The organism is Pinisolibacter sp. DMC19 (assembly GCF_056313985.1).
In genome coordinates this window covers 277,071-302,725 of sequence record NZ_JBQUZF010000002.1, presented here as the reverse complement: position 1 = coordinate 302,725, position 25,655 = coordinate 277,071, and the positions used below count along the sequence as shown (strand labels likewise).

Below are 25,655 nucleotides of genomic sequence, written 5' to 3'. Positions count from 1 at the left end.
GAGACGGCGACGCCTCACGCCTTCGGAGCGATCGGGCGATACATCCAGCGCACGATCATCGCCGCCGGCGGCACCCAGGCGAGACCTGCGACGACGAAATAGGCGAATTGTACCCAGCCCGACTTGCTCGCCACCACCACGTCACCTACCGCAGTTGCGAAGAAGACATAGACGAGCAGGAAGATCACCATCACGGCGGACCCGACGAAACGTCGCGTTGCAGAGGTCATGTTCGGCCTTTCCTCTCGGCACGTGGCCGGGCGGCGACGACGTGTCGCTGCTTGGAGAGGTCGTGACCAGCGGGGGCGTGACGCCCGGTCGCTGGTGACGACCTTCGTCCCGGTCTATATCTCGGATCGAGACGTGGAGTGAAGATGGCGATGGTGCCGATGACCCTCGAGCGAATCCCGGCGACGAGACGTGCGGGTCTAGATGCGGATCGGCCGATCCGCGTCTGGCTCTATGTCGCCGCCGCGATGATCTTCGCCATGGTGGTGGTCGGCGGCATCACCCGGCTGACCGAATCCGGCCTGTCGATCACCGAGTGGCAGCCGCTGCTCGGCGTGATCCCGCCGCTGAACGACGCCGACTGGAACGCCGCCTTCGAGCGCTATCGCCAGATCCCGCAGTACCACGTGATGAACGCCGGTATGACGCTGGACGAGTTCCGCTTCATCTATTTCTGGGAATGGACCCACCGGCTGCTCGGCCGGATGATCGGCGTCGCCTTCGCCCTGCCGCTCCTGTGGTTCTGGGCGACCGGCCGGATCGGTCGCGACCGTCTGCCGCGCCTCGCCGTCCTCTTCGTGCTCGGTGGCCTGCAGGGCGCGGTCGGCTGGTGGATGGTCGCCTCCGGCCTCGTCGACCGCACCGAGGTGGCGCCGCTGCGTCTGGCGATCCACATGACCTTCGCCGCCGTCATCTTCTCCGCCGTGCTGTGGACGGCGCTGACGCTCGGCCCCGCGGGCCGCACGCCGCGGCCCTCGCCGATCCGCCGCATCGGTGCCGGCGTGGTGCTCGGCTGGGTGTTCCTGCAGATCTTCCTCGGCGCGCTGGTGGCGGGCAACCGTGCCGGCCTCGTCTACGACACCTGGCCGCTGATGGCCGGCCACCTGATGCCGGGCGAGACCTTCTCGATGGTGCCGCTGTGGCGCGATCTGGTGGAGAACCAGGCGACGGTGCAGTTCCTCCATCGCATGGGCGCCTACGTGCTCTTCGCGCTGGTGATCATCCAGTTCGTCACCATCGTGGTGACCGCCCGCACCGCCACCGCCCGCGTCTCGGCCTTCGCGCTCGGCTTCGCGGTGCTGTTCCAGATCCTCGTCGGCATCGCCGTGCTGCTGATGCACGTGCCCTTCGCGCTGGCGCTGATCCATCAGGCGACGGCGATGGCGGTGCTGACCTGCGCCGTGGTCCATGCCGTCTCGGTCTTCGCGCCCGGGCGGATGGAGACGACGCTGCTCGCCCACGACGTCCGCTGAGGCGCCACGTCACGGTTCCTGAGCCTGCCCTGCCTCTCGCGGAGGTCCTTCACCCTGAGGTGCCCGGCTCAGCCGGGCCTCGAAGGGCGAAGGGCCGATTGGCAAGGCCTCGATCGTCTCGTTTCGGAAACGCCCGTCGCGGCTTCGCCCTTCGAGGCCCGACCTTGCGGTCGGGCACCTCAGGGTGAAGCCGGTCAGGGATACGAGGACGCCGAAAGGCGGCCTGCCACGTCAGCCGACCAGCGCCTGCTCGATGTCGGCGATGATGTCGGCGACGTCCTCGATGCCGATCGACAGGCGCACCACGTCCGGGCCCGCACCGGCGGCGATCTTCTGCGCGTCGGCGAGCTGACGGTGGGTGGTCGAGGCCGGGTGGATGATCAGCGAACGGGTGTCGCCGATGTTGGCGAGATGCGAGAAGAGCTTGACGCCCGACACCAGCTTGACGCCCGCCTCGTAGCCGCCTTTCAGGCCGAAGGTGAAGACGGCGCCGGCGCCGTTCGGCACGTATTTCTTGGCGAGCGCGTGATAGCGGTCGTCCTCGAGGCCGGCGTAGGAGACCCAGGCCACTTCCGGCCGCGCCTTCAGCCACTTGGCGACGGCCAGCGCGTTCGACGAGTGACGCTCCATGCGCAGCGCCAGCGTCTCGATGCCGGTGATGATCTGGAACGAGTTGAACGGCGAGATCGCCGGGCCGATGTCGCGCAGGCCGAGCACGCGCACGGCGATGGCGAAGGCGATCTGCCCGAACACCTGGCCGATCACCATGTTCTGGTACTCCGGCCGCGGCTCCGACAGCATCGGGTACTTGCCCGACTTCAGCCAGTCGAAGGTGCCGGCGTCGACGATCACGCCGCCCATCGAGTTGCCGTGACCACCGAGGAACTTGGTGGCGGAATGAACGACCACGTCGGCGCCGTGCTCGATCGGCCGGCACAGCGCGGGCGAGGCCAGCGTGTTGTCGACGATCAGCGGCAGGCCGTGCTTCCTGGCGATCGCCGCGACGCCGGCGATGTCGGTGACGACGCCACCCGGATTGGCGAGGCTCTCGATGAAGATCGCCTTGGTCTTCGGCCCGATCGCCGCCTCGAAGGAGGAGAGATCGTCCGGATCGGCCCACTTCACCGTCCAGCCGTAGTTCTTGAAGGCGTGGTTGAACTGGTTGATCGAGCCGCCGTAGAGCTTCTTGGAGGCGACGAACTCGTCGCCCGGTGCCATGATCGTGTGGAAGATCAGGTGCTGCGCCGCATGGCCCGAGGCCACGGCCACCGCCGCCGTGCCGCCCTCGAGCGCGGCGACGCGCTCTTCGAGCACCGCCGTCGTCGGGTTGGTGATGCGGGTGTAGATGTTGCCGAAGGCCTGCAGCCCGAACAGCGAGGCGGCGTGGTCGACGTCGTCGAAGACGAAGGCGGTCGTCTGGTAGATCGGCGTCACCCGCGCGCCCGTCGTCGGGTCGGGCTTGGCGCCGGCATGGACGGCGAGCGTGGCGAAACCGGGCTTCTTCTCGGACATGTCGCTTTCCTCGGATGGCTGCCGATCGGCAGGATGCTTGTGGAAATGGTGTTCCTTTTTCGAGCATCGTGGACGCTGCGTCAAAGCATGAAGTTCTGTTGCACCATGCCGTTGCGGAACGAGATTGCGTTCCGGCCGGTGTCGCCCATACCCCCACCGTCCTGCCCGCGGTGCTGGCGGGGCGGGCGTCGAGGGGCTAGACTTCGCTGCGTCGCCGGAAGCTCGCCGGGAGGATTCTATGCCGACACGTCGTACCGTGCTCATTTCGCTCGCGGCTCTCGCGCTGGCGCCCGCCGCCGGCGCCGCCGGCTCTGCCGAGGCCTTCCTCGAGGCGATCTACAGGAAGCTCGTGAGCGGTGGCGGCACCTCCGGCGGCCAGTCGATGTGGGTCGAGCCCAAGGACCGCGTCAAATGGTTCTCTGCCGCGCTGGTCAAGCGCTGGGCCGAGGCCGAGACGCGCGCCAAGTCGCGCGGCGAGGAGATCGGCCCGGTCGACTTCGATCCCTTCACCAACTCGCAGGATCCGCAGCTCAAGGGCTTCGCGCTCGAGCGGCTCGACGCCCTGCCGCCGGTCACCAAGGTCCGCGTCCGCCTCAAGGGCCCCGGCTACGAGGGCGAGGGCGGCGAACTGGTGTTCGATCTGGTCGACGAGAAGGGCTGGAAGATCGACGACATCCTGGGCTCCACCGGCGGTGACCGCTGGAGCCTGAAGGACATCCTGGCTATGCCGTGAGGCGTCACATCCCCAGCCGCGGGATCTCGATCGCCGGGCAGCGGTTCATGATCACCGTCAGCCCCGCCTTCTCCGCGCGCGCCGCCGCCTCGTCGTTGCGCACGCCGAGTTGCATCCACACGATCTTGGCGCCGACGGCGATCGCCTCGTCGACCACGGCACCGGCGGCTTCCGAATTGCGGAAGACGTCGACCATGTCGATCGGCACGGGCACGTCGGCGAGGCTCGCCACCACGGTGCGGCCGAGGACTTCCTTGCCGGCGAGGCCCGGATTGACCGGCCACACGTCGTAGCCCTTGCGGATCAGGAACTCGGTCACGTGATGCGAGGCGCGGTCGGGATTGTTGGAGAAGCCGACGACCGCGATGGTTTTGGCCGCGGTCAGGACCGAACGGATGTGATCGTCGGGATAGGCGTCGTGGTTCATTTCTTCTCCTCCCGGCCGAGGCCCGCCTCGATCTTGTCCTCGAGCACCGCCAGGCCCTCGCGGCTCCGGGTGATGAAATAGGTCAGCAACGAGCCCACGCCCAGGAGGGCGAAGCCGAGGCCGATCAGGAACAGCCAGGCCGGCCGCCCCGTCGTGTCGAAGAGGCCGAGCGCCAGGGCGAGCGCGACGATCACGAGCGCCGTCGGCAGCGCCCAGCGCCAGACGCGCTGGAAGCGGGAGGGCGGCGGCGGGGGCGTGAAGAGCGGCGCGGGCGAGGTCGGCGTGGTCAAGGGCGGCGTCCGTCTGCGGCGGTTCGCCCCGGTGGCGAACCCCGCCCGTTGTACACCGGATTCGTCCGTGACACAGTCGCCTCGACATCCGCGAAAGGAGCCTGTGCCGTGCCCGGTCCGACCGATTGCCTGATCGTCGTCGACGTCCAGAACGACTTCCTGCCCGGCGGCGCGCTCGCCGTGCCGAAGGGCGACGAGATCGTCGCCGGCATCGGCCCGCTCGCCCGCCGCTTCGCCCAGGTCGTGCTGACGCAGGACTGGCACCCGGCCGACCACGCCTCCTTCGCCGCCAACCATCCCGGCCGCGCGCCCTTCGAGACCATCGATCTCGCCTACGGGCCGCAGGTCCTGTGGCCGGTCCACTGCGTCGCGGGAAGCGCGGGCGCCGCCTTCGCGGACGGGCTCGACGGGGTCGCCGCCTTCGCGGTGATCCGCAAGGGCATGAACCGCGGCGTCGACAGCTACTCGGCCTTCCGCGAGGCCGACCGCACGACGACCACCGGTCTCGGTGCGCTGCTCGCGGCACGCGGGGTGAAGCGGGTCTTCGTCTGCGGCCTCGCGACCGACTTCTGCGTCGCCTGGACGGCGATGGACGCCCGCGCCGAGGGTTTCGAGACGGTGGTGCTCGAGGATCTCAGCCGGGCGATCGACCTCGGCGGCTCGCTCGACGCGGCACGTGCGGCGATGCGCGCGGCCGGCGTGGTGCTGACGACGTCGGACGAGGTCGTGTGACGGATCTCAAATCGTCCGGAAGGCGTCTCGGTGGTCTTCTCGTTGTTCGGCTTCATGCTGAGGTGCCCGACCGTGAGGTCGGGCCTCGAAGCGCGAAGCCATGACGGGCTTTGCCTCTCGGCCCTTCGCCCTTCGAGGCCCGGCGCTGCCGGGCACCTCAGGATGAAGGGCCTCCGCAGTCGGTCGGACGGGAGGATCGGGATTCGACCCGTCAGTTCTTCGGCTTGTCGTCGGCGACGATCTCGATCTCGCGGTCGAAGCCCGACTGGACGGTGAAGTTGCGGGTGAAGATGCGGTCCTGGTTCTTGGCGACCAGCGAATAGTCGCCCTCCGCCAGAACGATCGTCGGGAAGGCGCCGACGCTCTCGGTGATGGCGTCGCCCGACGGGGTCAGCACCAGCCACGAGGTGTTGGCGAGCGCCTCGCCGCCCGGCTCGTTGACCAGCTTCAGCGTCACCTGCGCGGCGCGGTGATAGACCGTCGCCTCGGTCAGCTTGCCCGGGTTGACGTGGATCTCGGCCCGCACCACGGCGTTGAGATCGCCGTAGTGGCCGACCACCCGGTAGGTGTCGGCGTTGAGGCGGACGATCTTGCCCGGCCCGATGCCCATCACCAGCGCCTGACGATCGCCGCGCTGGTCGGCCTCGAGCGAATAGACGTCGAAGGAGAGCTTGTCGGCCGGCAGCGGCGCGTCGCCGGCTCCGAGCGCCGCGAGCTTCAACCCGCCGGCATTGAGGATCAGCGTCTCCTTGCGGGTCTGGTCCTTGGTGACGGTGACGCGCGTCGTCGCGCCCGCCCGGCCGTAGGCGGCGTGGACGAGATAGGAACCGGGCTCCAGATGGAACTCGCCGTCGCCGCCGGACGAGGTGACGACCAGCTCCAGCTTGTCCTGCCCGTTGGACGGCTTCTCCTTCTCGCGGAAGATGCGCCAGACGAGACCGGTACGGATCGCCGGCGCCCCTTCGGTGACCAGCGCCGAGAGCTTCAGCGTGGCCTTCAGCGACTTCGCCACGTCGGCGCTGGTGGCGGCCGGTGCCGTCGGCGCGTGCGACGCGGCGGAGGGCGGCGGATTGGGCGCATAGCCGAGCGAATCGCCGAGCGGCAACGGCTGGCCGGCCCCTTGCGCCGACGCCGCCCCGGGAGCGAGCGTCAGCATCGCCGCGAGGAGAATGCCGCCAGCGATGTGTCGATTGGCCGATGTCACGCCCATGATGTCCCGTTCTCGCGCAGCCGCTTCGCCCGCGGGCCGGCGCGACTCGTGTCTTCGACGAGGAGAACCCCATCAGCATGGCGAGATCAAGTCGCCGCCCCGTCGCGGCGTCGCGGCAGGGTTCCGCGGCGGTCGTTGACAAGGGTCGACCGACGGGCTTCCCTCGCCCGTCCACTGGGCCGGCAGCAAGCGAGGGATTCCATGTCGACCGTCAACCAGGGCGCTCTCGAGCTGCTCGAGACCCGCCGCACCGTCGCCAACGTCTCGCTCGGCGAGCCCGGTCCGAGCGACGCCGACGTCCGTCGCCTGATCGCCATCGCCGCCCGCGTGCCCGACCACGGCAAGCTGACGCCCTGGCGCTTCATCGTGGTGCGCGGCGCCGCGCGCGCTGCCCTCGACGCCCGGCTCGGCCCGATCTACCGCGCCCGCTTCCCCGAGGCGCCGGCCGAGAAGACCCGGCTCGAGGAGACCCGCTTCCAGCGCGTGCCGCTGACGATCGCGGTCGTCTGCACGGCCGCCGAACACGTCAAGATCCCGATGTTCGAGCAGGAGATGTCGGCGGGCGCCGCGACGCAGAACCTGCTGCTCGGCGCCCATGCGCTCGGCTATTCCGGCCAGTGGCTGACCGGCTGGCTGTGCTACCAGCCCGAGGCCCGCGCCGTGCTCGGATTGAAGGACGGCGAACGCATCGCCGGCTTCGTGGCGATCGGCACGCCGACCGTCCCGATCGTCGAACGGCCGCGCCCGGCCTACGAGGACGTCGCCACCGAGTGGAGCGCGTGAGGCGATGTTCTACGCCGTCGCCGAAGGCCATCCCGAGCTCGCCCACGACCCGTTCAAGGCGATCGTCGCGCCGCGCCCGATCGGCTGGATCTCGACGGTCGATCGTTCGGGCATGCACAATCTCGCGCCCTACAGCTATTTCAACGCCGTCTCGGCCGCGCCGCCGATGGTGATGTTCTCCTCAGACGGCTGGAAGGACACCGCCACCGCCTGCGCCGAGACCGGCGAATTCGTCGTCAATCTCGCCAACTGGGAGCTGCGCGAGGAGATGAACGCCTCCTCGGCGCCCCTGCCGCGCGACCGCTCCGAGTTCCCCCACGTCGGGCTGACGCCGACGCCCTGCCGGCTGGTCCGGGCGCCGCGCGTCGCCGAGGCGCCGGCGGCGCTCGAGTGCAAGGTGGTCGAGATCTTCTCGCCGCGCGCCCTCGACGGTCGTGAGATCGCCAATGTGATCGTCATCGGCGAGGTGGTCGGCATCCATGTCGCCGAACGCTGCATCGTCGACGGTGTCTTCGACATCACCCGCGCCCGTCCGATCGCCCGCTGCGGCGGCAACGACTTCCTCGGGCTCGACGGGCTCTTCCGTATGCAACGTCCGAAGTGAACCGCGAGGCCGAGCCGATGAACGACAACGACGCGCCGTCCCGCCTCGGTCCCGTCATGGCGACGCTCCTCGCCGCCCTGCCGGTCGTCGCCGCCGCCGTGATCGGCAACCGTGCGACGCTGCCCGCCATCCCCGACTGGTATGCCGGCCTCGCCAAGCCGGCGATCACGCCGCCGAACTGGGTCTTCGGCCCGGTGTGGACGACGCTCTACGTGCTGATGATCGTCGCCTTCCGCCGCATCCTCATGGGTCGCGACGGCGAGGGCAGGGGGCTCGCGATCGCGCTCTTCCTCGGCCAGATGGGGCTGAATGCGCTCTGGTCGGTCGCCTTCTTCGGCCTGCGTTCGCCGATTGCCGGCGTCGGCGTCATTCTGGCGCTCGACGTCGCGGTGGTGGCGACGATCCTCGCCTTCCTGCGCCGCGATCGGCTCGCGGGGTTGCTGCTCGTCCCCTATCTCGCCTGGATCGGCTGGGCGACGGCGCTCAACGTCGGTGTCTGGTGGCTGGCGCGCTGAGGCCACGCGCAGCCGTGCCGTGATCGCGCCATGCTGGCGACACATCGGCCGGCGACAAACCGGCTCCGGACACTCTCGGAGCTTCGCCCATGCGCCTCGCCGTCGCCGCCGCTCTCGCGCTTCTCGCGATCACCCCCGCCCATGCCCTCGACGCCGCCGGCAAGGCGGAAGCCGATCGGATGAAGGAACTCTGCAAGGGCGACTGGATCCGCCACTGCGCGCTGGTCGCCCCCGGCGGCGGTCGCGGCCTCGCCTGTCTCGAGGCCCATGCGGCCGAGTTGTCGCAGCCCTGCCGCGACGCCCTGCCGGCGGCACGTGCCCTGCGCGACAAGGCGGCGAAGGAACGGGCCGGCGGTTGATCAGCGCGCCGCGCGGGAGAGCGTCCGCTTCGCCCGGACGAGATGCGGCCGGTCGAGCATCACCCCGCCGAGCGCCAGCACCCCCGGATCACCCGCCGCCGCAAAGGCCGCGACGATGCGTTCCGCCTCGGCGATCTCGTCGGCCGAGGGCGTGAAGGCGGCGTTGATCACCGCGACCTGTGCCGGGTGGATCGCCATCTTGGCGGTGAAGCCGTCGCGCGCCGCCGCCCGGCATTCCGCTTCGAGACCCTCGAGGTCGCTGAAGTCGGTGAAGACGCCGTCGATCGGCGCCGTCTCCGCCGCCACCGCGCCGAGCAGCGTCAGCGTGCGGGCGAGGCGGAAGGCGTCGTGATAGGCGCCCGTCTCGTCGCGCGCCGTCGCCGCGCCGAGATCGGCGGAAAGATCCTCCGCCCCCCAGGCCATGCCGGTGAGGCGGCGCGAGGCGCCGCGATAGGTGCCGGTCTGAAACACCGCATGCGCCGTCTCGGTGACGATGGCGACGATCCGGGTGCGGCCCTCCGGCACGCCGTGGACGGCTTCCGCCACCGCGATCTTGGCGTCGAGCCGCGTCACGTCCGCCCCACCGCCGGCCTTGGGCAGCATGATGCCGTCGGCCCCGGCGGCGACCGCCGCATCGATGTCGGCATCGGCGAAGCCGCTCGAAAAGCCGTTGACCCGGACGTGGATCGCCGGCCGGTCGGTCTCGGCGGCGTGCGCCGTGACGAAGGACACCATGCCGGCACGGCCGGCGCCCTTGGCATCGGCGGCGACCGAGTCCTCGAGATCGACGATCACCACGTCGGCGCCGCTGACGAGCGCCTTGTCGAGCTTGGCGGGCTGGGTGGCGGGAACGAAGAGCAGCGAACGCATGGCGACCGTCTTTGGCTCGATGGGATCGGGAAGGGAGGCGGAGGGCTCAGAGAATTCGTCGCGCCTTACGCAAAGTAAACGAGGCGAAATCCGTCGTCAGACGGGCGTCGGATCATTGGGCCTGCGCTTCATGAAGGCCTGACGACGGCACTCGGCGACGAGGGTTCCGTCCTGTTTGTAGGCCCGATGATGGAACTCCACTATGCCAGCATCGGGTCGCGACTTCGAGGATCTTGTGGAAATCACCTCCGTCTCGGCGCGAATCGTGTCACCGTGGAAGACCGGAGCCGGAAACTTCACGTCGGTCATTCCGAGATTTCCGATCAGGGTGCCCAGGGTCGTGTCGTGGACCGACAGACCGATCAGCAGCCCGAGCGTGAACAGGGAATTGACCAAGGGCTGCCCCCACTCGGACTTCGAGGCGAAATCGAAGTCGACGTGCAGGGGCTGCGGATTGAAGGTCAGGCTCGAGAAGAGGACGTTGTCCATCTCCGTCACCGAGCGCGTCAGGGCGTGCTTGATGACGGTGCCGGGAACGAGCTCTTCGAGGTAGAGACCGGGCATCGGGTGTTCCTCCGAGACGCCGGATCGTCCGGAGGAAGTGCGTCCGGCGTCCGGGTGGTTCTTTGCCGCTCCGCGGCGGGTGCGTGGACATTGGAGCCGACATGCAGGTCGACGGCAAGAGTTCGGTCGAGCGACGGATCGCGGGGGCCTTCAAGGCCGCGTCCGACGCCACCGGCACGTCGTTCGACTTCCTGTTGAAGACGTCCGAGCGCGAGAGCGACCATCGCCCCGAACTCGGCTCCGACACCTCGACCGCCAAGGGTCTGTTCCAGTTCCTCGAGCAGACCTGGTTCGAGACGCTGCGCAAGGAGGGGCCGTCGATCGGCCTCGAGCGCATCTCCGAGAAGATCGTGCCGGACGGCAAGGGCGGCTTCACCGTCGCCGACCCGAAGGATCGCGCCAAGATCCTGGCGCTGCGCTCCGATCCCCTGGTCTCCGCCGTCATGGCCGGCAAGATCACCCAGGAGAACGCCCGCCGCCTGACCGAGGCGCTCGGCCGGCCGCCCTCCGACGGCGAACTCTACGCCGCCCACGTGCTCGGGCCGGCGGGCGCGACCAAGCTCTTCCGCCTCGCTTCCACCGAGCCGCAGACGGCGGCTTCCGTCGCCTTCCCGCGCGCGGCTTCGGCCAACTTCGGCCTGTTCTACGACAAGACCGGCCGCGCCAAGACGGTCTCGGAACTGTTCGAGCGGCTGACCCGCATGCCCGACGGCTCCGACCCGACGACGGCGCGCATCGCCGCCGTCCACACCGCGCTGCAGACCGGCAGCCAGCGCACCGACCCGGCGACGGTGGCGCTGCTGCTGCGCGCTCAGGCCGCCGCCACCGTCGGTCAGGAGAAGCCGGGTGGTGCCGCGACCGGTCTGCCCGACGCCGCCGACCGGGCGCTGCTCAAGACCTCGCTCGCCGAGATGCCGATCCCCGGCGCCTCCGACCATCAGGCCGGCCGCCTCGACGGTTGGCGCAGCCGCGTCGCCCGCGATGCCTTCGCCGGGCTGGTGCGCGACGACGGCACCGGCGCCCAGGCGCAGGCGGTGCTCGGCGCGACCGGCTCGTTGCCCGGTGTCTCCGGCCCCGTCGCCGCCCATGCGGCGCTCGCCGCCGCCCGCACCGGCAATGCGCCGGCCGGCTTCGGCGGCATCCCCCGCGTCGATCCGGCCGAGCCGATGAGCCTCGCGCCCGCGCCGCCCACACCGACGGCGCCCGCCGCCGCCTCGCTCGCCGCCATCGATCGCGCCGCCCCCGAGGTCCGGCCGAGCCGCATCCTGACCGGCGTCCAGGCCGAGGCGCTCGCCGCGCCGCTGCCGATGGTCGATGCCGCGACCGGTGCGACCCGGCCGAGCCGGCTGCTGTTCGGGACCTTCACCGCGCCCTCCGACGAGGCGCTCGCCGCCGGCGTCGTGCGCGTCCGCACCACGTCCGTGGTGCCGACGGGCGCGCCCTCCGTCGCCTCGCCGCCCGCCGGTCAGACCGCCGCCACCGACGCCGACCCGACCCGCATCACCGTCCGTCGCGCCGGCCTGCGCGGCAACCGTCTGCCGCTCGATCTCTTCCAGGTCGCCCGCACGCCGCCGCGTGGCCGCACCGAGACCGAATGAGACCTCGCGGGGCCCTCCGCCGCGCCCGTCTCATGGTGAACAAATCCCCGAAAAACGTGGTGAACCGCTCGTTAATGACTGGCGTGCCATGCTCGTAGCCATGAAACGACCTGTCCTCTCGTGTTCGAGGACGAGATCGCGTGGTGTCGAGTATGATCGTAGACCGTTTCTTCGTCTGGGTGAGGAAGGCCACCGCCGAGCAGAGGCAGCGCATCGTCGCGCCGATGGTTCGCGCGCATGCCGAGGCGGCGTCGAGCGAGGACGAGCGCGAGACCCTCGACGCGGCCCTGACCGTGCTCGCCGCCGATCCCGAACCGGCGGTGCGCGCCGCGCTCGCCGTTGCGCTCTGCGCGAGCCCCACGCCGCCGCGCCATCTGCTGCTCGATCTCGTCTGGGACATGCCCGAGATCGCCGCCATCCTCGCTGCCCGTTGCGACGACCTGATCGAGGCCGAGCTGATCGATCTGGCGGCCGGCGCCCACGACACCGTCCGCCGTGCGCTCGCCTCGCGTCGCCGCGTCGGCCCGGGCCTTTCCGCCGCGCTCGCCGAGACCGTCGATCGCGAGGGCGCGGTGGTGCTCGCCGCCAATCCCGGCGCCGACCTCTCGGCCGCCACCCTGCTGCGTCTCGTCGACCGTTTCGGTGAATATGCCGACCTGCGCGATGCCGTCGCCTCGCGTGACCGCGTGCCGATCACCGTGCGCCACCGCATGCTGGAGAAGCTCGCCGAGGCGATCGGCAATCTCGTCGTGCTCGATCGCTCCGGTGGTACCGGCCGCGCCGAGGCGCTGACCCGCGACGCCCGCGACCGCGCCACCGTCCAGCTCTCGGCCACCGCCAACGACGCCGAACTGACGGTCCTGGTGGATCATCTGCGCCGCTCCGGCCAGCTCACCACCCGCCTGGTGCTGCGCGCCGTCTGCGTCGGCGACCTGCGCTTCGTCGAGGAGGCGATCGCGGTTCTCGCCGACGTGCCGCTCCGCCGCGTCGCCGCCCTCGTCGCCGACGGCCGCGACAGTGCCTTCCGCGCGCTCTATCGCAAGGCCCGCATGCCCGAGCGCGCCTATCCCGCCTTCGCCGCCGCGCTGGAGATCCATCGCGAACTCCTCGCCGAGACCGGCGGCCTCGACGGCCGCGCCGGCGATCGTGCCCGCTTCTCGCGCCGGCTGGTCGAGCGCGTCCTCAGCCGCCTCGCCGTGCCCGGCGAGCGCGACGCCGACGATCTGATGGTGCTGCTGCGCCGCTTCTCGGCCGACGCCGCCCGCGAGCAGGCTCGCGCCCTCGTCGCGGAGCGCACCCGCACCGTGACCCTGGCGCTCGCCGCTCCCGTCGCCGAGACGGCCGAACCGTCGGTTGCCGAACCGGCCTTCGACGAGATCCGCATCGATCCCACCCGCGACCGCATCGTCGCGGAGGCGATCCCGCAGGGAGACGTCGCCGACGTCGTCGCGCCGACGGTCGAATCCACGCCCGCCTGGGCACTCGATGCCGAGGCGGCGGCCCCCGCCGTCGCCGACGACCTCGACGAGCCGATCGGTCTCTTCTCCCACGTCGACCTCGCCGACGTTCCGGAGGAATGGCTCCAGGAGGAGGCCTCGCCCGTCCCCGAGGACATCGCCTTCGACTTCACCGACTACCTGCGCGGTTCGATCGCCGCCTGAGGCACGCGCTGGGAAAAGAAGAACGCCGCCGTGGGAAGCCCCGCGGCGGCGTCTTGGTGTCTCTATCGGCGGCGACGCCTCAGGCGGCCTGCCCGATCTGTTCCAGCCAGTCGCCGGTCACCTCGTCGAGCCTGTCGGCGAGACGGCGGGCGGTCGGCGAGCCGTCGTCGCGGGCCTGCTCGCGGATGATCGCGCGCACCGACTGGACGTGCTGCAGGGCGAGTTCGCTCGAGAAGTGGCCGGTCGCCGACTTCGCCTCGATCAGCTTGCACAGGCCGGCGGCGATGCGCCCGGCGAGCGGGAAGCCGAGGGTGGCGGCTTGGCCCTTGATGTCGTGGGCGGCGCGGTGGAAGGCTTCGAGCGCGTCGCCGTCGAAGCCGGTCTCCTCGGCCTCGGCGAAGAGCTCGACCAGACGCGTGGTCTCCTCCGCCATCCAGCCGTCGAAGCTCTCGGCCATGCGCGCCATCGCGGCTTCCGCGGCCTCGACCGGGTCGCCGGTGCTGGCCTTGCCGGGCTTCGGCTTGGTCTTGGACCTGAGGTCGCTCTTGGGCTCGATGAATTCGGCGTCGGGGCCGATGTCCATGCCGTCTATGCCGTCGAGGTCGACGACCTCGGTCTCGGCCGGTTCGGCGGACTTCGACGTGTTCGAGCGCTTGGCCATGGTGGTCTCCGGACTGGTCGCGCTGCGGGAAGAACCCGCGAGGGCGTCGGAGCCGAGCATGGAGGGGTACTCTTAACGTTTGGTTGGTGACGTCGAGACGATCCCGCGAATTCCTTCAATACTGGAACTGCTCGGCGAGGATGCGTTCCTCCCAGCCGTGGTCGGCATCGAACATCAGCAGGCTTTCCGAGGCGGTGTCCTGCGTCACCACGACACGGGTGACGTCGCGGATTTCGGTGTGGTCGGCGGCGGCGCCGACCGGCCGCTTCATCGTTTCGAGCGCCTCGACGACGATCTCCGCCCGTTCGCGCACCAGCGCTCCGCGCCAGCGCCGCGGCCGGAACGGGCTGATCGGCGTCAGCGCCACCAGCGGCGCACCGAGCGGGATGATCGGACCGTGGGCAGAGAGATTGTAGGCGGTCGAGCCGGCGGGCGTCGCGACGATCAGGCCGTCGCAGATCAGTTCCTCCATCCGCTGGCGCCCGTCGATGGCGATGCCGAGCTTGGCGGCCTGATAGGTCTGGCGCCACAGCGACACTTCGTTGAAGGCGCGCGCTTCGCTCACCGTGCCGTCGCGGGTCGTCGCCTTCATCAGCAGCGGTCGGATCGAGGTGACCTGGGCGCGGGCCAGTCGGTCCATCAGCCCGTCCTCGTCGAACTCGTTCATCAGGAAGCCGACGGTGCCGCGATGCATGCCGTAGATCGGCTTGCCGGTGTTCATGAAGCGGTGCAGCGCCGTCAGCATGAAGCCGTCGCCGCCGAGCGCGACGATGACGTCCGCCATGTCGGGCGGCGAGGAACCGTAGCGATGTGACAGCCGCCGCTTGGCGGTCTCCGCCTCCTCGGTGGCCGAAGCGACGAAGGCCACGTTCTCGATGCGATTGAGGGCCACGGGCTGCGAACCGGTCATGGCGGCGTCTTCTCCGAGGGAATCGATCTTGTTGCGGACGTGTCCGGCCGTTGACGTTCGCGATATGCTCCTTCCCCGTGATCACACGATCGGGGCCGGCGGGTCAACGCACGAGGGACGAGACCATGGACGCAGACGATCGACCGCCCACGCCCGCGGACACGACGCCCCTCGTCGCCCTGTGGTCGACCTTTCCCGACGAGACCGCGGCGGAAAAGGCCGGCCGGGCGCTGGTCGAGGCACGGCTCGCCGCCTGCGTCGTGGTCCTCCCCGGCCTCGCCTCGATCTATCGTTGGCAGGGCAGGGTCGAGACCGAACGCGAGGTCGTGATGATCGCCAAGACCCGTGCCGACCTGCGCGACGCCGCGATGGCCGCGATCGCTCGGACCCACCCCTACGAGGTGCCGGCGGTGCTCGCCCTCTCGGTCGAGGCGGTCGCCGCCTCCTATGCCGCCTGGGTGGCGGCGGAGACGGCGGGTGCCGTGATCTAGTTCTTCTCCAGGCGATCGCCATAGTGGCAGGCCTTGCAGGTCCGCCCGATCGCCGGGAGTGCCTCCTCGAGCCCGTCGATGCCCTCGCCGACGTTCACCGATTGGCCCTCCGCGCGCGGTGCGTCGTCGCACCGTCCTTGCGGAAGGGGGGGCGGCCGGGCTACGGGGGAGGGGAGAGCGAACAGGAGACGCGCCGTGACCGAACCCACCCAGCCCCCGCTCGTCGACGCCGCGTCGCCCGCCGCACGCCTCGTGCCGCCGGCGGTGCTCGCCGCCTTCGCCGCCGTCCTCATGCTGCAGATGCTGGGGGAATGGTCGGCCGCACTCGGCGCGCTGCTCGGAGCGGGTCTCGTCGCCGCAGTCGGCTGGACGCCGCTGGTGCTGCATCGACCGTCGCGGCGGATCGGCGGGGCGGCGCTCTGCGGCGGACTGGGGTTGATCGCGGCCTTCGTCGGCGCGGCGATCGTCGGCGGTGCCTATTCGAAGACGGTCGAGGGCACCCAGGCCGGTGTCGCGCTGCTGTTCTCGATGTCGATCGTCGCGCCGGTCTATCTGGCGGCGGCGGTCGGTCTGGCGGCGCTCCAGGCGCGGCTCGCCGGCGGCAGAGCCTGATCGCTCACGCCGCCGCGCTGTCGGAGGCGTCGACCAGTTCGAGATCGATCGGTTCGACCAGATCCGACGTCAGTCGGCCCAGGTCGAAGCCGATGTAGTCCGGCACCGAGGCCGCGCCGATGGCGGCGGAGATGACGTAGCCCTGCACCTCGTCGCAGCCGAGCGCCCTGAGTTCGAAGAGCTGCGACAGTGTCTCGACGCCTTCCGCGACGGTGGTCATGCCGAGCGCGGTGGTCAACTCCATGATCGCCCGGACGATCGCCCGGCTCTGCGGGTTGGCGTCGATGTCGTCGACGAAGCTCTTGTCGATCTTGACCTTGTCGAAGGGGAACTTGCGCAGGTAGTTGAGCGACGAATAGCCGGTGCCGAAGTCGTCGAGGGCGACGCGGACGCCGAGGGTTCGCAGGTCTCGCAGCATCGACAGCGTCTGTTCGCCGGCGTCGAGCAGCGTCGTCTCGGTGATCTCGACCTGCAGCCGGTTGGGCGTCAGTCCGCTCTCGGCGAGCGCCTCGACGATCACGGCGAGCAGGCGGCGATTGCGGAACTGCACCGGCGACAGGTTGATCGAGACGCGCACGTCCGGCGGCCAGGTCGCCGCCTCGCGCATCGCCGAGCGCAGGATCCACTCGCCGATCGGTACGATCAGCTTGCACTCCTCGGCGATCGGAATGAACTCGACCGGGGACACCGCGCCGTAGTCCGGCGAGGTCCAGCGGATGAGCGTCTCGAAGCCGCAGACCCGGTTGGTGCCGAGATCGACGATCGGTTGATAGACGAGCCGCAGCTGGTCGGTGTCGAGCGCGGCACGCAGCCCCTGTTCGAGCCGCCGGCGCCGATCGGCGCGCGCGTCCATGCCGGCTTCGAAGAAGCGGTAGGTGTCGCGCCCCTCTTCCTTGGCGCGGTAGAGCGCGAGGTCGGCGCTCTTCATCAGGTCGGCCGGCGTCTCGCCGTCGTCCGGCGCCACTGCGATGCCGATCGAGGCCCCGATCGAGAAGTCGGCGCCGTCGAGCGTGAAGGGGCGATCGAACTGCGCCAGGATGGCGAGTGCGATGTCGGAGGCGAAGTCGGGGCGGTCGCAGTCGGGGCGGAGCAGGGCGAATTCGTCGCCGCCGATGCGCGCCACCACCCAGCCTTCGCCGACCGTGTCGACCAGCCGGCGGCCGACCTCGGCGAGCAGCGCGTCGCCGACCGGATGGCCCATCGTGTCGTTGACCGCCTTGAAGCGGTCGAGGTCGATGCAGATCAGCGTCGCGCCCTTGCGCTGGTCGCTGCCCGTCCGGGCGAGTGCATGGTCGAGCTGCTGGGAGAACTTCGAGCGGTTGACGAGGCCCGTCACCGGATCGGTCTCGGCGAGATAGGCGACGCGCGCCTCGGCCGCCCGCCGCTCGGTGACGTCGGAGGCGACGCCGTGATAACCGCAGAACTGGCCGTTGGAGCGGAAGATCGGCCGGCCCGTCACGCTCCAGCTGCGCACCTCGCCGTCGACCACCAGATCGACGACATGGTCGCGGAAGTTTTCGAACCACTCCATCGCCTCGATCAGATCGATGACGCTCTCGGCCGTCGAGGACGACAGCAGGGCCCGGAACGGCATGCCCGACAGCTCTTCGCGGCTGCGGCCGGCGACCTCGCAGAAGCGGCGCGACGGCTCGACGATCTTGCCCTGGGCGTCGACTTCCCACAGCCAGTCCGAGCCGTGTTCGTGGAAGTCGTTGAGGAGCAGGCTGATGACCTCGTTCTTGTCGGTCAGCTCGGCGCGGTTGCGGGCGTTCTCGAAGAAGCGGGCGGCGTGGATGAGGACGTTGCGCGACAGATAGGTGCCGTAGATCAACCAGAGCACGACCACCATCACCGTGGTGACGGTGTTGACCGTGTCGGTCGACACCATCATCGCGAAGAGGCCCGAGGCGACCATGATCCAGGTATAGCCGAGCGCCGCCGTTGGCACCGTCGCCAGCCCGAAGGCGCCGCCGGCGATCATGCCGGTCAGCAGGATCTGCATCATCAGCTGGTGGAACGTGTCGGACCCCGGCAGCAGCGTGATCGGTGCGATGCCCCAGGTCACGGCGAGCAACACCGCGTTGAAGGCCGTCCGCCGCAACGCGCGCGGCGAGGCCGAGGCGATGGTCCGCCCGCGCGATCGCCACCAGCCGCGCATGGCGACCAGCGTGAAGGTCACGACGGCGGCGAACCACAGTCCGAGAAACCACGGCGAGGTGCGATCGTGGAAGGCGGCGACGACGACGGCGGAGGCGACGATGTTGACGGTCGCCGACATCGGCGTCAGCTCGACGATGGCGGCGACCTGTTCGCCACGGATCCGGCGAGCGGTCTCCTCGTCGATCGGCGACGCGGCATCGCGTTCGCCCGAGAGCGTTCTGGCCATGCGATCGTATTTCGATGCGGGTTCCTGATCGCTGTCCGCCACGCCCGAGATCTCTCCCACTGTGTCTTCCGGAAAAGCTAAGCGACAAACCCCAATGGGGGATTAACGCCTCACTGAAACCGGCAATGAAATCCGAGACTTCGGGCAGTGCGTCATGACGCAGCGGAACCTCGCGTCGGCGGCGTCGCGTCGAGGAGCGCTCCCGGATCGCCGGACTTTCGGCACCGACGATTCGAATTGTCCGCATCGCGTTGGGGAAACGTAAGGGACTCGGTCGTTATCGTTTTCGCCAAGATTTCGAAAAAAGTGCCGTGATGTTCGGGAAAACCATGTCGGATCTTCGTGCCTCCTCCCCGATCTCGCCCGTCCTTGCCGTCTGTGGTGGCACGGTTGCCCGCCTGCGAGCTCTGCTGTGCGATCGGCGCGGCAATGTCGCGGTCGCCGCCACGCTCGCCTTCGTGCCGCTCGTGGCCACCGTCGGCCTGGCGATCGACTACGATCGCCTGTCGCGCGGTCGCGACGGCGTCCAGCGCGCGCTCGACGCGGCGACGCTGGCCAGTGCCGCCAAGGCGCAGCTCGACACGACGCTGTCGACCAACGTCTTCGACGCCAACATCGCCGGGCTCGGGGCGACGGTCTCGGACCTCGCCTTCACCGCGGTCGGCGACAACATCAAAGGCAAGGTGACGGTGTCGATCCCGACGACCTTCGCCGGCCTCGTCGCCACCAAGACCTTCGACGCGACGTTGACGTCGACCGCCGCCATGCCGGCGAAGACGATCACCTCGGCGATCTTCAAGTCGGTATCGGCCAAGGGCGCCTATTCGAAGGACATCTTCCTGTTCACGCGCGACGCGTCGGGCAAGATCATCAGCCAGACGACGGTGCTGACCTACCGCTATACCTACAAGTACGGCACCGGCAGCTCGACCCTGACGCCGGCGGCGGGCGTCACCAAGACGATGACGGTCGGCGCCTACCAGACCTACGGCGTCGGACTGGTGATCTACGCGGACAATTCCTACACCGGCAAGTTGATCAACCCGGTGACGAAGTACTCAGACGCGGCCGATGCCGCGCAATGGATCAAGTCGAGCGGCACCTGCGAATCGAGCTCGGGCGCGACCTTCAACGTCGAGGACGGCGGCGATTCGGACTTCGCCGACTTCGTCTACAAGTTCAACTGTACGCTCGCCGCCTCGTCCGCCGACAAGGCCCGCCTGACCAACTGACACGGCCGGCGCCGCGGGCGCCGGTCTCGGTCGGTCGAACTCCGTCGGGAAATGGTGCCGGCAGAGGGGATCGAACCCCCGACCTTCGGTTTACAAATTCGGTCTGAACTCGTTGATCCTAAAAGGACTATTGCGGATTATTGGTTCGCGGACAAGCCCTTGCGCGACATGATCGTCGACGTACGCTGATCCTCGATGGTCTCCGTACGGTGCTCCACACAGTGCTTCGGAGAAGACGAACATGGCTGTCATCAACCTCACGGAGGCCCGCATCCGGGACCTCGAACCCGGCTCCGGCATCTGGCGGGACGAACAGGTCAAGGGCCTGATGGTCATCTGCCACGCCACCACCAAGACCTACGCCGTCCAGGGCGACGTTCGGCGCAACGGCCGACACGTCCGCACCGTGCGGGTCAAGATCGACCGCGTGGACCGCATCGGCCTGCGCGAGGCCCGCAACAGGGCCAAGGCGATCATGTCGCAGATCCAGTCCGGCGTGGACCCCACGGCGAAGACGGCCGAGACCGGCATCACGATCTCGCAGGCGCTCGACGCCCACCTTGGGGAAAAGCCGTTCAGAACGGCGACCGAGGAGAGCTACCGCTACAACGTCGACCACTACCTCGCCCGCATCAAGAACCGGGCCGTGGCCGATCTCGGCCGCAACGAGGTGCGCGACATCTACGACCGGCTCCAGGAGAAGAGCGGCCAGACGACGGCGACCTGCGTCATGCGCACCCTGCGGGCGGTGATCAACACGGCCATGCGGATGGACGAGACGATTTCTTCCAACCCAGTGTCGGCCCTGCGCATCCCTAACCCGAAGAGGCGCGAGGTCGACGGCTTGGACCTTTCGGCTTGGTGGAAGGCGACCGACGCGCTGTCGCCCATTCGGCGCGATCTGCACCGCGCCATGCTTTTGACCGGCGCCCGAAGGTCGTCGATCCTTCAGGTGCGCCGCGAGGACGTCGACCTCGAACGGAACATCCTCACCTTCAACCACATGAAGACCGGCGGCCGGATGCTGTTTCCGATGGGAACTTGGCTCGCCGCCATGATCCGGGATCGGTTGGCCGAGGATGCGCCCCTCAACAATCCTTGGCTCTGGCCGTCGCCCATGAGCAGTTGCGGCCATGTCACCGAGCCGAGGGAGGACAGCGCCGACCTGCCGAGCCCGCACGAGTGCCGCCACCACGCCCGCACGCTGTTCATCGCGGCCGGCGTTCCCTATGCCGAGAGCGCGCTCCTCCTCGGTCAGCGCCTTCCCGGCGCCTCCGGCGGTTATGTCCATGCCGAACACCTCGTCGAGCACTTGCGGCCGCACGCGCAGGCGCTGGAAGACAAGGTTCTCGCCGGCCGCCGCCCAGCCCTGAAGGTGGTCCGTGCGGCCGAGATCGCCGATGCCGCATGAGCCCGCAGCCGTTGGACAGGCCGGTCCTTGGCTGGACACCGACGCGGCCGCCCGGTTTCTCGGACGAGAGCCGGGCACGCTTCGCGGCTGGCGCTCGCTCGGAAAGGGGCCGACCTTTCGCCTCGTGAGTGGGCGGTTCGTCCGCTATCACATCGACGATCTGGACGCCTTCAGGCGTCGCGAGGCTGAAAATTCTTGAGGGGGCCGAAGCCGCCTCAAGGCAAATCAATGATTTAGGCACGGCAAACGTTGATGTCCGCCGATCCGGATCGGTGATTATTAGACGACGCGCGCTGCGAGGAGCCGATTTCGGCAAAGCGCGTGACCGGGGTGAGCCCGGTCCTCCTCAGACAGAAACCCATGTCTGAAACAGGCCGGTCACGCCGGCTCTCTGGAGGTCATTGCCATGCAGGCAACTTTCACCAAGAACGACATCGAGGACGTCGTGCGCCGCGTCCTCGATACCCACACGCGCAGCCCCTGGTACGACACCGAGGCGGCGGCGGTCTATCTCTCGTCGACGCCCGGAACCCTGCGCTCGTGGCGCGGCAACGGCGTCGGTCCCCGCTATCACACCATCCACGGCAAGTCGGTTCGCTACCACGTCACCGACCTCGACGCCTTCATTCGCGGGGAGGACGGTCGATGAGCGACTATCTGAATGATGAAGGGCGCGCCGAGGGGATCGGCGCGCCCGCAGGAGCTTTGGAGAAGACCGTCGAGTTCGACATCGACAAGATTGAGGATACCTCGCCCAGGGTGTCCGAAACGCCGTCGAAGCACGACCCCGAAGCCCTGAACGCCCATGTCGCCGCCGGTCACGAGCTGATCCCGGTCGACGGCAAGCGGCCTGTAAAGAACGGCTGGCGCCGGATGCCCGCCCTGACGCCGAAGGAGGCCATGACACGGCTTTCGGCGGGGAAGAACATCGGCGTTCGTCTGCGCGACACCGATCTGGTGATCGACGTCGACCCGAGGAATTTCGTCGGCGGCGTCGACAGCTTCGCCGATCTCGCCGTCGACTTCGGCCTGCCGGATGCTCCCTTCGTTCGCACGGGCGGCGGCGGCTTCCACCACTACTATCAGAAGCCCGCCGACATGGCGGTCTTGAACGAACTCGCCGGCTACCCCGGCGTCGAGTTCAAGTCGCTGGGACGGCAGGTGGTCGCTGCCGGATCGGTGCACCCGAACGGAAGGCCGTACGGTCTCGACGACGACGTTCTTGCTCTGTCGCTTCGGGACGCACCCGAGGCGACCACGGCCCTCCTGGACGCGATCGCGCGGCCTTCGCTCGCCGCATCGGCCACCGGCTCCGGCGAGATCACGCCGGAGCAGTTGGAGCGGCTGCTGTCGAAGCTGGATGTGACCGCCTACAACGGCCGTCACGACGACTGGCTGGCGATCATGATGGCGGCGCACCACGGCACCGATGGCGCGGGCGTCGACGAGTTCGTCGCCTGGTCGATCAGCGACGCCGACTATGCCGGCGACGAGGACCGCATCCGGGGGCGCTGGGCGACGTTGTCGATCAAGCCCGGCGGCGTGACGTTGGCGACCCTGCTCAAGGCGCTGTCGGATGCAGGCCACGGCGCCTTCGTCGAGGAGGTGCTGCGCGCGCCTGCCGAGGTGGATTTCCCCGTCGACGATGTCGAGGTGCCGGTGTCGGCGGCCGAGCTCAAGCTCGCAACCATGAACCGGGACCACTTCACCGTCCTGCACGGCGGAAAGTACCTCGTCGGCCGCGAGCGCCGTCACCCGACGCTCGGCCACATCGAGGTCGAGTGGTTTCCCGACCATGCCATCCGCAGCCACCTCGACAGCCGCATGGTCCGGTCTGAGGATGGCAAGCAGAAGCCGCTCGGCTCGTGGTGGGTCAGGCACCACCGGCGTCGGCAGTACGAGGGGGTGGTCTTCGATCCTGCGCCGAACCGGCAGCACGCCAAGCTCTACAACCTCTGGCGGGGATGGGCGGTGGAGCCGAAGGCGGGCGACTGGTCGTCGATGAAGCGTCTGGTCCGCGAGGTCCTGTGCCGCGGCGACGAAGAGGCGTTCGGATACGTGATCCGCTGGGCGGCCTTCATGGTCCAGCAGCCGCACGTCCCCGCCGAGGTGGCGCTGGTGTTCAAGGGCAAGAAGGGCGTCGGCAAGGGTACCTTCGGGCGGGCGTTGAAGCTGCTCGCCGGGATGCACGGCAAGCAGGTGGCGCAGGCCGAGCACTTCGTCGGACGCTTCAACGAGCACCTGATGGACTGCATCCTCTTGTTCGTCGACGAGGGCTATTGGGCCGGCGACAAGAAGGCGGAGGGCGCGCTCAAGAACCTCATCACCGAACCGGTGCTGAGCTTCGAGCCGAAGGGCCGCCCGATCGTCTCGGGGCCGAACATGCTGCATGTGGTCATCGCCTCGAACGAGGACTGGATCGTACCGGCCTCCGCCGACGAGCGGCGCTTTGCCGTGTTCGAGGCGGACTCGGATGCCCGCAAGGCGCTGCCCGAGGGCTTCTTCGCCGCGCTTGATGCCGAGATGCGAAACGGCGGTCTCGCCGCCATGCTGCACGACTTCTTGGCCGTAGATCTCGGCGGCTGGCACCCGCGTTCGGCGATCCCGAACACAGCGGCGCTGGTGGAGCAGAAGGTGCAGGCGTTCCGGCGCGACCCGCTGTCGTTCTGGTGGTTCAGGACGCTTGAAGCCGGCACCTGCGATCCGAAGGTCGGTGAAGATCGCTGGAGCAAGGACTCGGTGGACATGGACAGCCTCGGCAAGGAGCAGATGGTCGCCGACGTCGGCGCCATCGCAAAGGGCATGGGCCGGCCGGGCCAGTTCAGCAAGAAGGCGGTGGCGACGTTCCTCAAGTCGGTCGGCGTGGAGGTTGATGCCAAGGACAAGAAGGGAATGCGTGTGTGGCGCGTGCCCGTGCTGGCCGACGCACGCCGTGCCTTCGAGGCCCACGTCGGCGGCGCCATCGACTGGGACGCCGACTGACACTTCTGTCGCTTCGGACGCGTTCGCGGCACGAGTTGCCGCGAACGTGCCTGAGCCGTGCCATGCCTATAATGACCAGGGCTATGCCATCTGTGTTCGGCACTGACTTTTCTTCTATTTTTCTATCTGACAGAACTGACAAATCTGACAAGTAATAAAGAAAACAAGGCTTTGCTCTTGGCGGATCGTTGGCGCATCTGGCACTTCGCCGGCCACGCTGGTGATCGTCGCCCATGCCGGCGCGCGCTGCCGTCCGACCTGAGGTCGGTCGGATCGCTGCCCAGTCTCGGTGCCGGTGGACGGTTCTGACACTTCTGACAGATCGGCGTCATCGCAGGAGGCGCGCGCCTCGCAGACCACGCAGTCCTCGCGCGTGCGAGGCAGCCGAGTGGTCGAGAGAGGCGGCGGTCGGCACGGCCACGAGGGCGCGCAGGGCGGCGACACGGGCGCTCGACGGCGGCGCGGCCATGGCGAACGAGGCGTCGAGGCACCGAAAGCGTCGGCGGCAGGTCTGGGCGCAACGGCGGGGTCACAGCGCCAGAGCATCGAACACAGGATTGGGCGCTCTGAGCCTGGAAGGTTAGCCGGTGCAAGGGCTTGGATGACGGCGTCACCGAAAGCACCGGGCCAGGCACCGGCAATGCCTCCGGGGCGAAACAACCCACTTCCATTCGCGGGACGGGCGGCGTCCTGGGGCTTCCGCGTGCCGTGCGGGCTCCCCCGGATGAAACAGGGCCGAGGGCCGATTTCCCAAAAATTTGCGAAGTCGCTTCAATGGCTCCCCGCGCATCCCGCACGCTGCATCGTCGCAGGCAGGAAATCAAGTAGAAAGCGACGGCGATGGGTGACAGGGCGAACGAGACGCGGGCGGTGCGCAGGCCCGCCATGGACCGGCGTTGGTCGCCGGCCATCGAGGCGAAGGTGCTCGACATCGTGTCGCGCACGGGATCACCGAAGCGAGCCTCTAAGGCGGTCGGCGTGTCCGTCGCCACCATCCACGACCATCGCAGGCGCGACGCCGACTTCGGCGCGCGCTACGGCGCCGCCATGGACACGGCGTTTCACGAGATCTTGGGCAAGGCGTTCGAGCGCTCCCTTGCCGAAGAGGAGCCTTCGGATCGCCTCATCGAGGTCTTGCTCAAGTTCCGGTGGCCCGAGCGGCTGAATGGCTTCCTCGCCTTCACCGCCGAGGGCGGTTCCGCCGCCGCGGCACCCGCTGGCCTCGACCCGCGCGTCATTGCGCGGATGGAGCCGAACGACCGTGCCGCCTTGATTGACTTGCTCGGCCGGTATCTGGTCGTCGAGGTGGAGGCCAGGGCCGATGGCGCGCTCGTCCCGATCAACTGACACCGTTCAGCAGATGCTGCGCGACCTCATGGCCGCCGAGGCGCTGACCGGCACGCTCGCCGCCACCGCGCCGAGGACGATTGCCGAGGCTGGCGGGGCGCAGGCGCTTGTCGCCAGCATGGGGCATCCGACCGGCGCGTGGTTCTGGTCGATTTCACCTGTCTCCGATATGTTGTGGGAACGCATGGCCGACGAGCATCAGCAGGCGAGTCGTGCCAATTCGGGCGAGGACCAACTCGAATAGTTGGCGAACGCGCAACAAAATTACAATTTGGCCTAGACCC

Annotated in this window: 28 protein-coding genes; 18 read left to right on the top strand and 10 right to left on the bottom strand. The window is 68.9% G+C overall.

Going from position 1 to position 25,655, the window contains the following annotated elements:
* Nucleotides 1–14: 14 nt before the first annotated feature.
* Nucleotides 15–230, bottom strand: coding sequence for a DUF2842 domain-containing protein (locus ACT53U_RS05855; protein WP_476153495.1), 216 nt, complete (start codon nucleotides 228–230; stop codon nucleotides 15–17).
* Nucleotides 231–389: 159 nt separating this feature from the next.
* Between ACT53U_RS05855 and ACT53U_RS05850 the strand changes: the two genes are divergently transcribed.
* Nucleotides 390–1,481 carry a COX15/CtaA family protein gene (locus ACT53U_RS05850; protein WP_476153494.1) on the top strand — a complete coding sequence of 364 codons (1,092 nt, stop codon included), beginning with the start codon at nucleotides 390–392 and terminating at the stop codon, nucleotides 1,479–1,481.
* A 231-nt stretch (nucleotides 1,482–1,712) separates the two neighbouring features.
* Here ACT53U_RS05850 and ACT53U_RS05845 read toward each other — a convergent pair whose 3' ends face one another.
* Complete coding sequence (locus ACT53U_RS05845; RefSeq protein WP_476138580.1) at nucleotides 1,713–2,993, bottom strand: O-acetylhomoserine aminocarboxypropyltransferase; 1,281 nt, start codon at nucleotides 2,991–2,993, stop codon at nucleotides 1,713–1,715.
* Between the two features lie 238 nt (nucleotides 2,994–3,231).
* Between ACT53U_RS05845 and ACT53U_RS05840 the strand changes: the two genes are divergently transcribed.
* Nucleotides 3,232–3,726, top strand: coding sequence for a hypothetical protein (locus ACT53U_RS05840; protein WP_476153493.1), 495 nt, complete (start codon nucleotides 3,232–3,234; stop codon nucleotides 3,724–3,726).
* 4 nt (nucleotides 3,727–3,730) lie between these two features.
* On the opposite strand, the gene ACT53U_RS05835 is transcribed toward ACT53U_RS05840, so the two are convergent.
* Complete coding sequence (locus ACT53U_RS05835) at nucleotides 3,731–4,153, bottom strand: CoA-binding protein (RefSeq protein WP_476153492.1); 423 nt, start codon at nucleotides 4,151–4,153, stop codon at nucleotides 3,731–3,733.
* Nucleotides 4,150–4,443 (bottom strand): hypothetical protein, encoded by a 294-nt coding sequence (locus tag ACT53U_RS05830; RefSeq protein WP_476153491.1) that lies wholly within the window; start codon nucleotides 4,441–4,443, stop codon nucleotides 4,150–4,152. The genes ACT53U_RS05835 and ACT53U_RS05830 overlap by 4 nt, the downstream gene beginning before the upstream one ends.
* Before the next feature lie 108 nt (nucleotides 4,444–4,551).
* Here ACT53U_RS05830 and pncA point away from each other — a divergent pair, with 108 nt between their 5' ends.
* Nucleotides 4,552–5,175: a bifunctional nicotinamidase/pyrazinamidase gene (gene pncA, locus ACT53U_RS05825; RefSeq protein WP_476153490.1), complete on the top strand. Its 624-nt coding sequence runs from the start codon at nucleotides 4,552–4,554 to the stop codon at nucleotides 5,173–5,175.
* A 211-nt stretch (nucleotides 5,176–5,386) separates the two neighbouring features.
* On the opposite strand, the gene ACT53U_RS05820 is transcribed toward pncA, so the two are convergent.
* Nucleotides 5,387–6,385: a hypothetical protein gene (locus tag ACT53U_RS05820; RefSeq protein ID WP_476153489.1), complete on the bottom strand. Its 999-nt coding sequence runs from the start codon at nucleotides 6,383–6,385 to the stop codon at nucleotides 5,387–5,389.
* 201 nt (nucleotides 6,386–6,586) lie between these two features.
* On the opposite strand from ACT53U_RS05820, the gene ACT53U_RS05815 reads away from it, so the two are divergent.
* From ACT53U_RS05815 to ACT53U_RS05800, 4 genes are all read left to right on the top strand, one after another.
* Complete coding sequence (locus ACT53U_RS05815) at nucleotides 6,587–7,168, top strand: nitroreductase family protein (protein WP_476153488.1); 582 nt, start codon at nucleotides 6,587–6,589, stop codon at nucleotides 7,166–7,168.
* Between the two features lie 4 nt (nucleotides 7,169–7,172).
* On the top strand, nucleotides 7,173–7,772 hold the full coding sequence (locus tag ACT53U_RS05810) for a flavin reductase family protein (protein WP_476153487.1): 600 nt from the start codon (nucleotides 7,173–7,175) through the stop codon (nucleotides 7,770–7,772).
* Nucleotides 7,773–7,789: 17 nt separating this feature from the next.
* Entirely contained in the window at nucleotides 7,790–8,287 is a 498-nt protein-coding gene (locus ACT53U_RS05805) for a TspO/MBR family protein (protein ID WP_476153486.1), read from the top strand.
* Between the two features lie 89 nt (nucleotides 8,288–8,376).
* A complete protein-coding gene (locus ACT53U_RS05800; protein WP_476153485.1) occupies nucleotides 8,377–8,646 on the top strand; it encodes a cysteine rich repeat-containing protein in 270 nt (89 codons plus the stop codon).
* Here ACT53U_RS05800 and ACT53U_RS05795 read toward each other — a convergent pair whose 3' ends face one another.
* Nucleotides 8,647–9,516 (bottom strand): HpcH/HpaI aldolase/citrate lyase family protein, encoded by an 870-nt coding sequence (locus tag ACT53U_RS05795; RefSeq protein ID WP_476153484.1) that lies wholly within the window; start codon nucleotides 9,514–9,516, stop codon nucleotides 8,647–8,649.
* A gap of 96 nt (nucleotides 9,517–9,612) precedes the next feature.
* A complete protein-coding gene (locus tag ACT53U_RS05790) occupies nucleotides 9,613–10,080 on the bottom strand; it encodes a MaoC family dehydratase (RefSeq protein WP_476153483.1) in 468 nt (155 codons plus the stop codon).
* 101 nt (nucleotides 10,081–10,181) lie between these two features.
* Here ACT53U_RS05790 and ACT53U_RS05785 point away from each other — a divergent pair, with 101 nt between their 5' ends.
* Both ACT53U_RS05785 and ACT53U_RS05780 read left to right on the top strand, forming a co-directional pair.
* Nucleotides 10,182–11,678 carry a hypothetical protein gene (locus tag ACT53U_RS05785; protein WP_476153482.1) on the top strand — a complete coding sequence of 499 codons (1,497 nt, stop codon included), beginning with the start codon at nucleotides 10,182–10,184 and terminating at the stop codon, nucleotides 11,676–11,678.
* 152 nt (nucleotides 11,679–11,830) lie between these two features.
* The gene (locus ACT53U_RS05780; protein ID WP_476153481.1) at nucleotides 11,831–13,339 is read left to right on the top strand and encodes a DUF2336 domain-containing protein; all 1,509 of its coding nucleotides are present in this window, start codon (nucleotides 11,831–11,833) and stop codon (nucleotides 13,337–13,339) included.
* A 79-nt stretch (nucleotides 13,340–13,418) separates the two neighbouring features.
* Here ACT53U_RS05780 and ACT53U_RS05775 read toward each other — a convergent pair whose 3' ends face one another.
* Entirely contained in the window at nucleotides 13,419–14,000 is a 582-nt protein-coding gene (locus tag ACT53U_RS05775) for an Hpt domain-containing protein (protein ID WP_476153480.1), read from the bottom strand.
* A 115-nt stretch (nucleotides 14,001–14,115) separates the two neighbouring features.
* A complete protein-coding gene (locus tag ACT53U_RS05770; protein WP_476153479.1) occupies nucleotides 14,116–14,910 on the bottom strand; it encodes an NAD kinase in 795 nt (264 codons plus the stop codon).
* Nucleotides 14,911–15,035: 125 nt separating this feature from the next.
* Between ACT53U_RS05770 and cutA the strand changes: the two genes are divergently transcribed.
* Together cutA and ACT53U_RS05760 are read left to right on the top strand one after the other, a co-directional pair.
* Complete coding sequence (gene cutA / locus ACT53U_RS05765; protein WP_476153478.1) at nucleotides 15,036–15,401, top strand: divalent-cation tolerance protein CutA; 366 nt, start codon at nucleotides 15,036–15,038, stop codon at nucleotides 15,399–15,401.
* A gap of 195 nt (nucleotides 15,402–15,596) precedes the next feature.
* Entirely contained in the window at nucleotides 15,597–16,013 is a 417-nt protein-coding gene (locus ACT53U_RS05760; RefSeq protein ID WP_476153477.1) for a hypothetical protein, read from the top strand.
* Nucleotides 16,014–16,017: 4 nt separating this feature from the next.
* Here ACT53U_RS05760 and ACT53U_RS05755 read toward each other — a convergent pair whose 3' ends face one another.
* On the bottom strand, nucleotides 16,018–18,399 hold the full coding sequence (locus ACT53U_RS05755; protein ID WP_476153476.1) for a putative bifunctional diguanylate cyclase/phosphodiesterase: 2,382 nt from the start codon (nucleotides 18,397–18,399) through the stop codon (nucleotides 16,018–16,020).
* A 329-nt stretch (nucleotides 18,400–18,728) separates the two neighbouring features.
* Between ACT53U_RS05755 and ACT53U_RS05750 the strand changes: the two genes are divergently transcribed.
* The 7 genes from ACT53U_RS05750 (at nucleotide 18,729) to ACT53U_RS05720 (ending at nucleotide 25,615) form a co-directional block, all read left to right on the top strand.
* Nucleotides 18,729–19,631 (top strand): pilus assembly protein TadG-related protein, encoded by a 903-nt coding sequence (locus ACT53U_RS05750; protein ID WP_476153475.1) that lies wholly within the window; start codon nucleotides 18,729–18,731, stop codon nucleotides 19,629–19,631.
* A gap of 241 nt (nucleotides 19,632–19,872) precedes the next feature.
* The gene (locus ACT53U_RS05745) at nucleotides 19,873–21,042 is read left to right on the top strand and encodes a tyrosine-type recombinase/integrase (RefSeq protein WP_476153474.1); all 1,170 of its coding nucleotides are present in this window, start codon (nucleotides 19,873–19,875) and stop codon (nucleotides 21,040–21,042) included.
* Nucleotides 21,032–21,241 (top strand): helix-turn-helix domain-containing protein, encoded by a 210-nt coding sequence (locus ACT53U_RS05740; RefSeq protein WP_476153473.1) that lies wholly within the window; start codon nucleotides 21,032–21,034, stop codon nucleotides 21,239–21,241. The genes ACT53U_RS05745 and ACT53U_RS05740 overlap by 11 nt, the downstream gene beginning before the upstream one ends.
* A 207-nt stretch (nucleotides 21,242–21,448) precedes the next feature.
* Entirely contained in the window at nucleotides 21,449–21,691 is a 243-nt protein-coding gene (locus ACT53U_RS05735) for a helix-turn-helix domain-containing protein (RefSeq protein WP_476153472.1), read from the top strand.
* Nucleotides 21,688–24,024 carry a DUF5906 domain-containing protein gene (locus ACT53U_RS05730; protein WP_476153471.1) on the top strand — a complete coding sequence of 779 codons (2,337 nt, stop codon included), beginning with the start codon at nucleotides 21,688–21,690 and terminating at the stop codon, nucleotides 24,022–24,024. The genes ACT53U_RS05735 and ACT53U_RS05730 overlap by 4 nt, the downstream gene beginning before the upstream one ends.
* Nucleotides 24,025–24,864: 840 nt before the next feature.
* The gene (locus ACT53U_RS05725; RefSeq protein ID WP_476153470.1) at nucleotides 24,865–25,371 is read left to right on the top strand and encodes a hypothetical protein; all 507 of its coding nucleotides are present in this window, start codon (nucleotides 24,865–24,867) and stop codon (nucleotides 25,369–25,371) included.
* Nucleotides 25,346–25,615, top strand: coding sequence for a hypothetical protein (locus ACT53U_RS05720; RefSeq protein ID WP_476153469.1), 270 nt, complete (start codon nucleotides 25,346–25,348; stop codon nucleotides 25,613–25,615). Before ACT53U_RS05725 ends, ACT53U_RS05720 begins: the two co-directional genes overlap by 26 nt.
* Nucleotides 25,616–25,655: the final 40 nt, after the last annotated feature.